The sequence below is a fragment of the Halomonas sp. KO116 genome (assembly GCF_000734975.2).
Taxonomy (GTDB): Bacteria; Pseudomonadota; Gammaproteobacteria; order Pseudomonadales; family Halomonadaceae; genus Vreelandella; species Vreelandella glaciei.
The window spans coordinates 455,161-467,530 of sequence record NZ_CP011052.1; the positions used below are offsets into that span (position 1 = coordinate 455,161).

Below are 12,370 nucleotides of genomic sequence, written 5' to 3' on the forward strand. Positions count from 1 at the left end.
CGTAAAAAGCTACAAGAAAAATTTATCTAGCTTTGTATATTGGCAGCCGAAGGAGGTCTTCCATAATGCTTATGCCTGTCTTTAATCCTAACTATTCGGTATCACATTAGGGTTGTTGCCAAAAACATATTGTACAGCAGGGTGACTCGACCATGAGGTGATACGTCACCATAGATCATTGCTGTTTGGTCTTTCTCAACCTAGAGGCTTATTTTCTAAGTTATTGTAAATACATATCGTTTTTTGATAATAAAGTCAATTGCAGCCAATTTTAACCTCAATTCAGGTCAGGTGTTACCTCAAACCATACTTTTAAGCAGTAGGTATCGGCGGCGCGGGTTATAACTAGTCGCCATGCACCAGCGATAATGTTGTCCTTGCTATTTGCGGCTTGGGTTAGCGCTCTTTGACCTTCTCCAATGTCATACCCGCGCCCAGTAGTGACGAAAACGCTGTCGTGGCGTGGCGTTACTGCCATTTTTGTTGGGTGAAGGAATGAGAATGCCCAACGCATAAAGCCCTTTGGGCTTTCAGCAGCTCCAGAATAGGAGCGCAGTATCCATGGTAGCGCGGCGGTACGATAGAAATAAAAGGCTTTAAAATGACACTGGATCGTCACGATTTGGTACCTGATAGACGAGAAAGGACGTACCCGTGTGCTGTTCGGGCACGACCACAAAAATATGCGGTTAGGAAAAAGCCTGTCAGGCTTAAAATAAGCAGATGACATACTCGACTCCAATGATGAAACCCTTTCGGCATTGTGGCAGTTCATCATGCTGACAGGCGGGGGAGAGGAGGTCCTTTTTCCGAGGTGATCATCATGGTGTGTTTAAGAGATAGGTAAGGCCCTGCCGCCAAAGGTCAAAAACGTCCGAAAATCGGACATTTTAAAGTCACGTTCTGTGACCTCTTTGATGGCGGCGAAGGGTAGTGGTCGATGTTAATCGGGATAAATTGATATGTGGTATTAGTGCTATGTTTTTATATAAGCTTCTGTTTTTATTGATTTATAATGATTTTTATCGATGGATTTTTTTGGAAGGATAGATCATCGGTAAGGTTGGGAATTAGCTTCCGAAGCCGAGGGTCGCAGGTTCAAATCCTGCCGGGCGCGCCAAATTGTACAAAGGGGCCTGCGAGAAATTGAACTGACCCCTAATAGTTGGACGGTTCATTCAGTTGGAGCTCAAGGCCTGAGTCCTGTATTGCACGGGACTCAGGCCTTTTAGTTTGCTCTTGATTCGCTCATGGTTGTAGTAATGGATATAACGGTCTAGGCCTTGCTGTAACTGCTCAACACTATCGAACTGGTTCAGGTGGAAGTACTCGGCCTTCAGCGTGCCAAAGAAGCTCTCGATCGCTGCGTTACCCAGGCAGTTGCCTTTGCGTGACATGCTTTGGGTCAGTGCTTGTTCAACCAAAAGGACTCGGTACGCAGGATGTTGGTAATGCCATCCTTGATCAGAATGCAGCAATGGCCGATCTGAGCTCTTCAAACGAGCAAATGCCTTATGCAGCATACGTCTCACGAGTGATAGTTCGGGACGTTTGCTGGTCTGATAGGCCACGATCTCGCCGTTGTAGAGATCCATGACAGGGGAAAGATACAGCTTCTGACCGTCGACCTTGAACTCCGTGATGTCGGTAACCCATTTCTGATTGGGGCCTGGTGCCTGGAACTGACGATTAAGCACATTGGGGGCTAAGCGGCCCACCGATCCTCGGTAGGCACAATACCTCTTTGGGCGAACCAGGGACTTCAAGCCCAGCTGTTGCATCAATCGCTGGACGGTCTTGTGGTTGACCCTCTCACCTGCCTGCCGCAAGGCAGCGGTGATGCGACGGTAACCATAGCGCCCTTTGTGGCAATCGTAGATTGCCTGGATGTGCGCTTTCAAGGACACGTAGTGGTCATCAGCGCCCAGCACCTTGATCTGGTAGTAGAACGTGCTGCGCGGCAGCGCTGCCGCCCGCAGCAGCAGAGCTAGCGGATACTCATGCCTTAACCCTTGGACGGCTTGGGCTTTCTGCCCCGAGCCGCTCGCTTCTCCTGGGTCAAGGCATCGAGCTTTTTTAAGTAAGCGTTCTCAGCACGCAAATGCGCCAACTCCTGAGCAACTCCTCATGAGGGCGCTCTGCATCAGGTGTTGGCGGTGATGAAGGAGGTTTGTTAATCATCGGGCGTCGTCCTTTGCGCTTCGGCGTTAGTGCGCTCGGCCCTCCACTATGATACTGCTTCTCCCATCTGCCAATAGCACCTTGTTCACGGATATCAAATAGGGCAGAAGCCTGACGGCGTGACAAACCATCTTGCCACATCCTTTCAAGAACCATCAGTTTGAATGCCGCACTGCGGTGAATGTACTTCCTGCGCAGGCCCAGCGCGCCCTGCTGCCGATAGCTATCCCGCCATTGCCGCACACGGGACTCATCCAGACCATGTTGGCGAGCCACCTCTCTTAGGCTGGTGTCCTCACGTAAACACTGCTGCACAATTAGCAGCTTGAACCTCTCGTCGTATTGCTTCCTCATAAAAACACCCCGAAGGTTGGATTGGGTGTCCAACTTTCGGGGTGCAGTTCAAAATCGTGGGCCTCTTTTTTTGGTTTGGCTGTTATCGGCCACAAGCGGTCTTTCAAATCATGCTCACATAACGCCACGCATGAGCTACTTTGCCAAACCACCTCCGTTCGGCTGTTATGCTGATTCACATACAGACTATCGTGAAGCGGATAAAGGAGAGGCGCTACCTTCTGCTCTGCGCCATGCTTCAAGGTTCTTGACGAAGTAGCCGTCAACTCCAATTTCATCGATCTCATCTGGTGGTAAATCTAGTGGAACAAACCGATCCCATTCGTTATGCAAGCTTGGAGCGACTTGACGCTTAGTTTGGTGAGTCAAGTAGCGGGCAGTTTCAGCTAGGAATTCACGGGCGTCACAGGTAAGGGCCGCCAGCTTGACCGATACTCCAGCGAAGATGTTGACAACTCGGTTTGCTTCTGCTAAATACGATTCGTCAAATAGGAGTGACGCGGAGTTGAAAGCGCTTATTAACTTCGTATTGGCGTTTTTGAGCCGCTGGGGCTCTTCCTCGTCAAACGAGGAAACACTGCACATAGCCTCAGAGAGCTTAAAGAGAGAGTTCGTGACGTCGGTTAAGTCTCTACGCACTTCGGTTGCAGCTGCGAGACGCTTGTCTAAGAAAAACTGCGACTGACCGCGGTCTGCTTTGTACTTCTCCAATACAATGTTTGCGATCAGTCCAGCGACAATGAGCAGGGCTCCTATCAAAACCCGGTCAATCAAGATTCGTCGGACCAGAAGCTTATGCTCAAGCTGAATGCGTGGAGCCTCTGGGGGATCGGTGGGTGGAGGGGCAGTGGACATGCCTACGATCTCCATGTTTGGTCATTGCGCTGCTTAACAGTTTTCAGGCTGAAATACGTGCTCGCTATAATAAGGTTGAACGCACCTGCGGCATTTTCCTGAAAGACCGCTCTGGGTCCTGGCCGTGTGAAAACAGAAAAATCTGGCCCGACTCAAGAACCTTTGCCCTCAGCTGCCCGTTAGCCTCATCTGAACCTTGGCTTCTATAATTGCCGACCACTGATGTTGAAAATCGTGGAGTCATCAGAAACCAGCTACAGTCGCTATCACGGCTCTAGAATAAAGAGAAAAAGGGCTGTTACGCCCTCGCAGCCCTCATTATCTCATTGACTCCCAAAATCTTTATGACGCGCTTCAAGTTGTACGCTAGCACATGAAGACTCATTTCCGTGCTCACATTTCTAAAACGCTTTGTCGCGAAGTGTGTCGCACCCATCCACGCCTTTAGCGAGCCGAACGGATGCTCCACCGTTTGTCGCCTTAGGCGCATCACCTCTGGATTCCAATCGAGACGTGACTGTGCAGATTCAAGCACATCTTCATGTTCCCAACGTCTGATCCGCCGTTGCTTGCCAGTCGTGCATTTTTCTTTCATGGCGCAGCTTGCACATGCCGAGCTCCAGTAAGTATGCAGCTTCATTGCCTTTTCTATCGTTTCATATCGCCATATGAGCCGCTGACCAGCGGGACAAGAATATTCATTACTTTCAGGCAAGTACCGGAATGCGTCTCTTGGGAAAAAGCCCTTTGCCTGGTTTGGAGATGTCATCGGCTTGGGCAGGTAGGTCGTTATCCCTGCTTTATGGCAGGCGAGAATTTCTTCACCTTTGAAATAGCCTCTGTCAGCTACAACCTTCAGCTCCTTGATGCCAGTGGCTTCACGAGCTTGCTTCGCCATATTGAAAAGCTGCCCACGGTCATGTCCGACGTTGGTCACCTCATGAGCCACAATTAAATGGTGCTGGCTATCGACCGCTGTCTGCACGTTGTAGCCTACTGTCCCGGTGCCTCTGCCACTGGTAGCCATCGACCTAGCATCTGGATCCGTCAAAGATACTTGCTGATCCGAAGATTGCAGTCTCTGTTCCTCAACAGCTTGTAATCGTGCCGTTTCCTCCCTGAGCTTTATAATTTTCTCCTTTAGGTGTTTCGTCTTGGCCTCGGCCAGGGCGGGCTCAGTGTGATCGGCTGTATCTAGCTGACTGAGATACCGGTTGAAGCTTTCTTCGATCTGCTCAAGGCGACGCTTCATCTTGGTCGCTGTGAAATTGCGATTACGGTTGTTGACGGCTTTGAACTTGCTGCCATCGATGGCCACGATGGCTTGCGAGAACAGTTCCAGTCGTCGGCAAAGCACGATGAACTCTCGACACACACAGCGGATGGCATCGCCATTGTCCTTTCTGAAATCTGCAATCGTCTTGAAATCCGGTGTCAGACGCTCTGTCAGCCACATCAGCTCGACATTGCGCTGCGTCTCGCGCTCTAAGCGGCGACTCGACTGGATGCGATTGAGGTAGCCGTAGATATAGAGCTTCAGGAGTACAGCGGGATGATAGGCGGGCCTACCTGTTGCATGCGGATCGACGCCATTGAAACCCAGTTCTCTGAGATTGAGACCTTCTACGAATGCCTCTATGGCACGGACAGGGTTATCGTCTGCGATGAAGTCGTCCAATAGCGCAGGGAACAAGGTGCTTTGGTCTCGGGCCTCGCCTACCACGAATCGCTTCATCACTATTTCCTCAGCGAACCTCGTCAAAGTATAGCGACAATCACGTTTTCACACAGCCTCGGTCGTTTACAGTCTCATGCCACGTAGCCATACGTTGCCTTTGAGCTTTCGGGCCGAGCCCCCATTCTCTACTGAATTTAGCCTAGCACAAGCTGCCGAAGTAGGCTGAGGCTCGTAAGCTTTTCTTTTCAACGCTCCTTCGTGGCCTGCTGATTAGGGCATACATTTTTCTAGCGTTGGTGCGACGCAGTCTTGATTAGATGGGAGCTGGGGAGCAACACGAACCCCGCGTAAGCTCTTGAAAGCCAAGAGGCGAGGTCATGTACTTATGGTCATCACACTGTTAGCTGCCAGTATGAGGGCTGAGGGCGAGAGGAGGCTAAATGCGAGATCAAGCACAATTCTTAAGCCGACATAAAGTCGTTCCAGCGCCTTACCAAATAGTTGTGCTCATCCATAACGGTATTCCACACCGCGATACGGCTCATTCTTGTCTGATAGTCTCCGCCGTCGCGGATTTCACCTCGATGAATCATATCAGCGGTGCCATCGGGGCCTGGAAGGCTCTTGGCGGCGGGTTTGCCGCCATACCAAAAGTCCCACTCCGCAGCGGATAGGTGAGGGCGAGTCAGTTCTGGGGTGGAAATGTAATAGCCCTGGCGGGCCATGACGGCGCCGGGCCATCCAGAAATCCACCCGTTGAGATAGTCATAGGCAGCATCTAGTGTACGCCCCTTTACATGGCGTGAGATTGATAAGGCAATCAATAAGGCTGTCGATCTCTGCCAGGCTGAGATTGCCAAGGTCTTCGAACTCGAGCCCTGCTGCTTTGGCTGCCAGTGCGGCGTCTATTGCGCCGATGGCGCTATCATTTTGCAGGCTGACCATGCCTTTCCAGCGCTTGTCCAACAACCAACTCCAGCTCTCTTGGTGGATATCCAGCCCTTTGGGGAGCATGTCTGTGCGATAACCGAAGCTGTCCACATTGTGGCTAACAGGGAGCATGGTGATATGCCCACTTGGGCGAGAACCGTAGCTGCCATCGGGTTGGACATAGAGGAGGTTGACCGGGTTACTGCCTGCTCCCAGGGGCGCGTGGGGCGTCAGCCTACCTGTCTTGGGGAGGTCATTGATCATGTCCCAGTGTTTAATGCGATCCACCTGAATGGGTTGAATCGCATTAGCGGGCCACACGAAGTCCACGTTGTGAAACTATTATTTTGTAAAGTGGTTTTCCACCACGCTGGTGGTGGTCTGCGTATCACTTGCGGGCCCTAAGGTTGGCGGTGTTTTGGCAGGTACGCCAATAGTGCTGGGCCCAGGCTACTTTTTCATGATTCGCGAGCAATCCGACCCCTTCGTCGCTGATGCGGCTCTGGGCTCTTTGCATGCTATGTTGGCAACGTTACTATTTTGTCTTAGCTACGTGCTGCTGGCTAAGCGATTGAGGGCTTTTGCGAGTGTTGCTTGCTCTGCACTTATTTGGATGCTGGCCGCAGCAATAGGGGATCAGCTGCCAGGAGGCATTTTCCTAGCCTTGGCGCTTTTCGGCATAATGTTACTATTTTCGCGGGCTTACATTAATTCAGTTGGGCTTTCTTCCAAAACCGCTTCGGCACCAGTACGTTGGGGAGACTTGCTCGTTCGCGGTGTGTTAGCGGGAGGCGTCGTCTGTTTAGCGACAATTCTGTTGGTTAATATCGATCCTGCTATCTCGGGTATTGTGCTGAGTTTCCCTATCGGCATGTTAACCATTGCTCTGACGCTTCATCAGCGATATGGGGTTGAAGTAGCGCGTGTTACGTTAGCCAATACGCAGCTTGGAATGCTCAGCTTAGTAGCCTTTAGTGCCGTGTTGAGTGCAACTGTAGAGTTCTTGCCTTCAAATTTTGCCTTTTGGCTTTCATTGTTTTTATCTCTTTTCGTTAGCACTTTCCTGTGGCTTTGTAGTCGGTGGGAGAATAGTCGCAAAGTTGTTTTTAAGTCCTGACCTTTACCATAATTGATAGACGAGGTACGCAACAAAGAGCGCCGTGAGCAAGGGCACCCCAAGTCGCTGTGTTGGGCACTGTTGAAGAACCTGGAAAATGAGAACCTGACACCCGAACAGCTGGCGGCGCTCCAGGAGTTGGTAGCTGATCAGAGCGCCACTGCCGATGCCTGGGTGATCAAGGAAAAGCTACGCTGGATCCAGAAGGCCCCGGCACCCAGAGCGGCTCGGTCATGCGCACATGGCTATCGTAGCGAGGCTAATTTCATCGCCATGATCTACCTGATTGGCAGCCCGGTGGGCCGTCTGTTCGATCAGGCCAAATCCACATGAAGTGACGAAGAACCTTAAAGAAATCCTCATCTCGTCAAGATTCTCCGCTGTTAATTCTCTCAATGAGCTCGGTGGCTCCGCTAATGTCGGGCAAGCACTCTCCCTGGGCCACGCGCTGGAGTATTGCTTCTTCCTGTTGTTGCAGTGAAACGGCTTTTGAGGCAATAGTCCCTGCTTCTTGAGCAGGTACTACAAGAACACCGTTCTCATCAGCAAGGATAATATCACCGGGGTGGATAACGAGCCCCCCGACACTAACCGGAAGATTCATGGTGCCTCCTAGTCCCGCCAGCTTGGTGGTCAGTGCCGACACACCGCGGCACCATACCGGGAACTCCTGTTCGCGGATGGATAGTGCATCCGTCGCCATACCGTCGATGATGACCCCGGCGACCCCCAACCCCTTGGCTACCTGGGTCATTACCCCGCCCCAGCAGGCGTGCCGGTCGTCGCCTTGCCGGTCGATGACCAATACATCCCCCGGCCGAACCAGACGCATCGCATGATTGAGTAGGGTGCCATCCGTGGGCGGTAGGGAAAGTGTGACGGCGGTTCCCACCACTCGCGTCCGGGCAAGCAAAGAGTGGATAGCCGGGTCGACGAATCCGCTTTCCCGAAAGTGGCCGATAGTGGCCGTCTCGCAGTCTTGTAGTTGCCGGCTGATATGGGCGTCGATCGCTGTAGGCATCGGACCGATGTGATACATAGATATCTCCTGATGGTCAGATCAAACTGGGCAGAAATGTGATGAGCGAGGGCAGGAAGAACAGCACTAGCATGCCGAACAGGAAACAGATAACGATCGGCCAAGCGGCGGCGAAGATCGTCTGCATCGGTACCGATGGCGCCCCACCCTTGATCGCAAACAGGTTGTAGCCGAAAGGTGGTGTCAGGCTGCCGACCGAAATATTGATCAAGAACAGGGTCCAGAACCAGATCGGATCAAAGCCATAGAGCTTAACCAGCGGTGCATAAATGGGGATGACGACCATCATGAACGCGATCTGATCGATGAACATGCACGCAAAGAACGGCACGAGCATCAACAACAACAGCATCCACGCGGGATCAAGCTCCAGGCTGGTGGCCAGCCCGACCAGGCCTGACGTCGCCCCTGCGAAGGAGAGCAGCTGACTGAATAGTTTCGAGCAGGCCAGGATAGCGATGATCATGGCGCTGATGCCTAACGACGAGAGTATCGCCTGTTTCGCCATGTCGAGGGTGAAGCGACGGTAATAGACCGCAACCAGCATGGCACCGAGCACGCCGGTGGCCGCAGACTCGGAAGGTGTGGCGACCCCCAGCATGATCAGGCCGAGTACCGAGAAGATGATGATGCTGAACGGTGCCATGTCCAGCAGCGCCTTGCCGCGTGCGCGCCAAGTTCCGCCCCCACTCTCGTCGGCAGCGGGTGCCAGGGAGGGATTGAGCATCAGCTTTAACATGACATAGCCGACAAACAACCCCGCCAGGAGGATACCGGGAATGATGCCGGCGATCAGTAGCCGTGCGATCGAGATATCGACCATGGAGCCGATAATGATGACCAGCAGGCTCGGGGGAATAATCGGCGCCAGGCTGGCGCCGCCCAGGATTAAGCCGATGGAGAGACGGTCATCATATCCCCGCTGCTGCATCGTGGGTAATGCCGAACGACTCAGCATCGCGGTTACCGCCAAAGCCGATCCCGACAGGGCGCCGAACAGGGTGGCAAGCACGATGACGAAGAAGTACAGGCGCCCTTTCATACGTCCCATCAGGGTGTCCAGCGCATCGAAGATGACGTCTATTGAGCCCGACCGAAACAGCAACTCACCCATCAATACGAACAGCACGATGGTAGTGAGGGTTTCCGATGTGACGGTGCTGTATACGCTGTTGGCGAACATGCCGAAGCCTGCACTGCCCATCAGCCAGATGGTCCCCAGGACATTGATGGTAAGAAAGGCGACGAAGATAGGCACACCCAGCGCAAACAATCCCATCAGTAGGGTGAGCGCGATGCCTAGCGAGATATACCACTCCATGATCAAACCTCCTGCTGTTCGTTGCCGTCATGAGGTATACCTGGGAATAAGGCATAGCGCAGGAAATACAAGGCGGTATTGATAAAGGCATAGCAGATAAAGATTGATACCCAGTACTTTGGGATATCCAGGCCCAGTGCAGTGGTGGTACCACTGCCGAATTGGCGAAGCGTCTCCTGAATGAGTATCCAGGCGGCGACGGTACAGACCACGCCGGCTGCCAAGGCGATCATTCTGTCATAACGCTGTCGGCTGGCAGGAGATAGTCTTTCGGGCAGGACGGTAATCGCGATATGGCCATTGGTGCGCGCCAGTTCAGGTACGCTCAGTGACACCGCGATACAGAGGAAATAGGCCACTAGTGAACTCGACCACAGGGTCGGGGCGTTGAAGAAATAACGGGCGACCACTTCGATCCAGAAGCATGCGACGATGCCACACAAGGTGGCACCGCCAAGGTAGAACCCGAATCGCGTGATACGATCATGAAGTCTTGCTATCGGGTGGTGCATGTTGATTCCTATTCGGAGGTCGCTGTCATGTTGTTTTGTTCAGCTATCTCTCGCATGGTGCCGACTGCCTCGGGCGACTTGTCGATACCCAGCTGCCAGATGCCTTCGTTGACGAGGGCGTCCAGTCGCTCGGCATCGTCCGGCTGGAAGTGCGTTTCCTGCATGCCCTTTTCCTTCAACGACTCCCACTCCTGCAGTGCCAGTTCATCGAGAATCCCGGCAGTCTCGTTTTCCAGCTCTCTGCCCTGTTCAAGCAGCACAGCCTGTTCTTCTTCATCAAGTGCATTGAACGCAGCCAGGTTCATGAACAGGTAGGTATAGGTCTGACCAAAGGTCGGCTTAGAGAAATATCCTGCCACTTCATCCCAGCCAAAATCCTCGACACCGTTGAGCCCCCAAGCAGCCCCATCGATCACCCCACGATCAAGGGAGGAGTACACATCGCCCCCGGACATGAGCACGGGGGTACCTCCCAGCCCTTGTGTAGTACTGGTGTATGTCGCGCTGCCGCGAATACGACGTCCTTCTAGGCCCGGTGTACCTTCAATGGGGTCCTTGAGTACGTATTGAAAGCCGCTGCTGCCCAGGGGAGGTATCGCTATCAGCTTGAGGCCAAGCTCATTGTAATGTTCATCGATATAATCCCAGAGGCCAGATTCGTGGGTGGCATCAGGGCCGACGAAGACGGCATCCATGGCAGCCCCTACGCCAGTGGTGTTGGTATGATAGGCACCGTGAGTGTAAAGCAGATCGAACACACCGGCCGACACGGGCTGAAGCTGTTCGAAGGGTGAGACGACATCTGGGCCATTCAAGCCGATAGTAAGATCACCTTGGCTGGCTTCTTCCACTCTTTCGATGTAACGCTGAGCGACTTCACGAGTATAGGCGCTGGTCTGGTCATAGCTGGTGAGCATTCTCAACTCAGTGGCCATGGCTTGTGATGCACTTAGCATAAGGATAATGGCAGTAAGGGGGCGATTCATTTTTTACCTCATTGTGTTTTACTAATCAGTTAAAGGTTCTTGCATGGGATGACTGAATCTAGTCATGGCAGTGACGCTCGGTCAATAGAATCCAGCAAGCTAGTGTTTTTTTATTTTTATGTTTAAGATTAATGAAATTTATACAAGTAGATTTCTAGTCATGAAAACCTCACGACGCTACACGAAGCCATGTTAATTAATAGCAATAAAGCACTTTATTGGCGCAAAAAAAATTGAGTTAAAAGCTGAAAGCACCATTACAGTGCAAGTAAAAAATTAATAATATAAAGTACTTACACAAATGATTGCTTTATATTGTTTAATATTAAGTATTTTATAGTTTATTTAAGCTAATAATTTACAATTAGAAACAACAGCAGACATGCTATTTTAAGTTATAGAGAGGCGTTATGAGACCTATCCATGACACACTAGACTGGAATCTTCTCAGAACATTTATTGTAATTGTTCAAGAGGGGAGTGTCAGCAAGGCTGCCAATAGGCTTTACCTATCTCAACCCGCGGTTAGTTTGTCCCTTAAACGCTTAGAAGAGCGCCTAGGTCAACGTTTGATAGAGCGTGACAGTCATAGTTTCAATGTGACAAAAGCAGGGCACCTTGTATATAGAGAAGCTATCGATATATATGCCAATGTGGCTAGGCTAGCCGCCTCAGTAGGAGACTTTGACCCGGAAGTGGTCGGCCATGTTTCGCTACTTTTCATCACGGGAATTCAATGCCGGTTTCTCGATAGCGTTTTCGAACGTTTCCATCAGCAATTTCCCCAGATCACGTTCAGCATAGAGGACATGTCCAGCCAGGAAGTGCAGCATGCATTGGCCCAGCGTCAAGGCGCACTGGGTATCAGCCTGGCGTTGCAGTGTCCGAGCAACCTCAACAGTCAGATACTCGCACGGCAACGATACCGGCTTTATTGCGGTAGAAGCCACACGCTTTTCGGTCGACACAATTTGCCAATGGATAGCCTGAAGAGTGAAAACTATGTCTCTTTTGGCAGCGAGCAACTCGATGGCGTGCTCTCTTCGCTTGCGGTGTTCCGTGCCCATCATGGGCTTAAGGGCAACGTCGTAGGCCAGTCAAGCAGCCTCCAGGAGATTCAAAGGATGGTACTTGCCGGATGGGGTATTGGTTGTCTACCCGAGCATCTGGTGCTCCGGGATGTGGCGGAAGGTCGGCTGTGGCCCCTTCCGCCCTATGACGGCGTCGCTGAAATCGACCTGCACGTAATGTGGCATCAGGACGCTCGTTTCAGCGACGCCGAGACCATCTTCATGGAGTTCTTCCTCAATGCCCTGGGCAAGGTGCCCCTCGAAGAACGTCTTACCACCGGGCTTGAGTTATTCGACGAAACGTCTGATGTCAACCATCCCTTGTGA

Annotated in this window: 12 protein-coding genes and 1 pseudogene; 3 read left to right on the top strand and 10 right to left on the bottom strand. The window is 51.9% G+C overall.

The window, feature by feature from the left end:
• Window positions 1-277: 277 nt before the first annotated feature.
• The 6 genes and pseudogenes from KO116_RS24985 to KO116_RS25610 form a co-directional block, all read right to left on the bottom strand.
• On the bottom strand, window positions 278-730 hold the full coding sequence (locus tag KO116_RS24985) for a hypothetical protein (protein ID WP_144408549.1): 453 nt from the start codon (window positions 728-730) through the stop codon (window positions 278-280).
• 448 nt (window positions 731-1,178) lie between these two features.
• Window positions 1,179-2,535, bottom strand: a pseudogene (locus KO116_RS24455) (IS3 family transposase).
• 186 nt (window positions 2,536-2,721) lie between these two features.
• A complete protein-coding gene (locus KO116_RS02190) occupies window positions 2,722-3,390 on the bottom strand; it encodes a hypothetical protein (protein WP_035556558.1) in 669 nt (222 codons plus the stop codon).
• A gap of 298 nt (window positions 3,391-3,688) precedes the next feature.
• Window positions 3,689-5,125 carry an IS1182 family transposase gene (locus KO116_RS02195; RefSeq protein ID WP_035556560.1) on the bottom strand — a complete coding sequence of 479 codons (1,437 nt, stop codon included), beginning with the start codon at window positions 5,123-5,125 and terminating at the stop codon, window positions 3,689-3,691.
• A gap of 404 nt (window positions 5,126-5,529) precedes the next feature.
• Window positions 5,530-5,793 carry a hypothetical protein gene (locus KO116_RS25605; protein WP_052703702.1) on the bottom strand — a complete coding sequence of 88 codons (264 nt, stop codon included), beginning with the start codon at window positions 5,791-5,793 and terminating at the stop codon, window positions 5,530-5,532.
• A 40-nt stretch (window positions 5,794-5,833) separates the two neighbouring features.
• Window positions 5,834-6,319, bottom strand: a complete 486-nt coding sequence (locus tag KO116_RS25610) for a hypothetical protein (protein ID WP_235272479.1) — start codon at window positions 6,317-6,319, stop codon at window positions 5,834-5,836.
• 139 nt (window positions 6,320-6,458) lie between these two features.
• On the opposite strand from KO116_RS25610, the gene KO116_RS02205 reads away from it, so the two are divergent.
• Window positions 6,459-7,115: a hypothetical protein gene (locus KO116_RS02205; protein WP_144408550.1), complete on the top strand. Its 657-nt coding sequence runs from the start codon at window positions 6,459-6,461 to the stop codon at window positions 7,113-7,115.
• A 12-nt stretch (window positions 7,116-7,127) separates the two neighbouring features.
• Window positions 7,128-7,448, top strand: a complete 321-nt coding sequence (locus KO116_RS02210; RefSeq protein ID WP_035556564.1) for a transposase — start codon at window positions 7,128-7,130, stop codon at window positions 7,446-7,448.
• A 34-nt stretch (window positions 7,449-7,482) separates the two neighbouring features.
• Here the strand turns inward: KO116_RS02210 and KO116_RS02215 are convergent, their stop codons facing one another.
• Genes KO116_RS02215 through dctP form a run of 4 tightly spaced genes read right to left on the bottom strand, consistent with a single transcriptional unit; the run spans window position 7,483 to window position 10,973 of the window.
• Complete coding sequence (locus KO116_RS02215) at window positions 7,483-8,154, bottom strand: RraA family protein (RefSeq protein ID WP_035556566.1); 672 nt, start codon at window positions 8,152-8,154, stop codon at window positions 7,483-7,485.
• Between the two features lie 16 nt (window positions 8,155-8,170).
• Window positions 8,171-9,475, bottom strand: coding sequence for a TRAP transporter large permease (locus KO116_RS02220; RefSeq protein WP_035556569.1), 1,305 nt, complete (start codon window positions 9,473-9,475; stop codon window positions 8,171-8,173).
• A 2-nt stretch (window positions 9,476-9,477) separates the two neighbouring features.
• Window positions 9,478-9,987, bottom strand: coding sequence for a TRAP transporter small permease (locus tag KO116_RS24060; RefSeq protein WP_052703704.1), 510 nt, complete (start codon window positions 9,985-9,987; stop codon window positions 9,478-9,480).
• An 8-nt stretch (window positions 9,988-9,995) separates the two neighbouring features.
• Window positions 9,996-10,973 (bottom strand): TRAP transporter substrate-binding protein DctP, encoded by a 978-nt coding sequence (gene dctP / locus KO116_RS02230; RefSeq protein WP_035556571.1) that lies wholly within the window; start codon window positions 10,971-10,973, stop codon window positions 9,996-9,998.
• 410 nt (window positions 10,974-11,383) lie between these two features.
• On the opposite strand from dctP, the gene KO116_RS02235 reads away from it, so the two are divergent.
• Window positions 11,384-12,370 (top strand): LysR family transcriptional regulator, encoded by a 987-nt coding sequence (locus tag KO116_RS02235; protein WP_045812049.1) that lies wholly within the window; start codon window positions 11,384-11,386, stop codon window positions 12,368-12,370.

Bases quoted from the DNA above. Each gene is read 5' to 3' on its own strand.
- KO116_RS24985 (WP_144408549.1), bottom strand. From the start codon at position 730: ATGTCATCTGCTTATTTTAAGCCTGACAGGCTTTTTCCTAACCGCATA.
- KO116_RS02190 (WP_035556558.1), bottom strand. From the start codon at position 3,390: ATGTCCACTGCCCCTCCACCCACCGATCCCCCAGAGGCTCCACGCATT.
- KO116_RS02195 (WP_035556560.1), bottom strand. From the start codon at position 5,125: ATGAAGCGATTCGTGGTAGGCGAGGCCCGAGACCAAAGCACCTTGTTC.
- KO116_RS25605 (WP_052703702.1), bottom strand. From the start codon at position 5,793: ATGGCCCGCCAGGGCTATTACATTTCCACCCCAGAACTGACTCGCCCT.
- KO116_RS02205 (WP_144408550.1), top strand. From the start codon at position 6,459: ATGATTCGCGAGCAATCCGACCCCTTCGTCGCTGATGCGGCTCTGGGC.
- KO116_RS02215 (WP_035556566.1), bottom strand. From the start codon at position 8,154: ATGTATCACATCGGTCCGATGCCTACAGCGATCGACGCCCATATCAGC.
- KO116_RS02220 (WP_035556569.1), bottom strand. From the start codon at position 9,475: ATGGAGTGGTATATCTCGCTAGGCATCGCGCTCACCCTACTGATGGGA.
- KO116_RS24060 (WP_052703704.1), bottom strand. From the start codon at position 9,987: ATGCACCACCCGATAGCAAGACTTCATGATCGTATCACGCGATTCGGG.
- dctP (WP_035556571.1), bottom strand. From the start codon at position 10,973: ATGAATCGCCCCCTTACTGCCATTATCCTTATGCTAAGTGCATCACAA.
- KO116_RS02235 (WP_045812049.1), top strand. From the start codon at position 11,384: ATGAGACCTATCCATGACACACTAGACTGGAATCTTCTCAGAACATTT.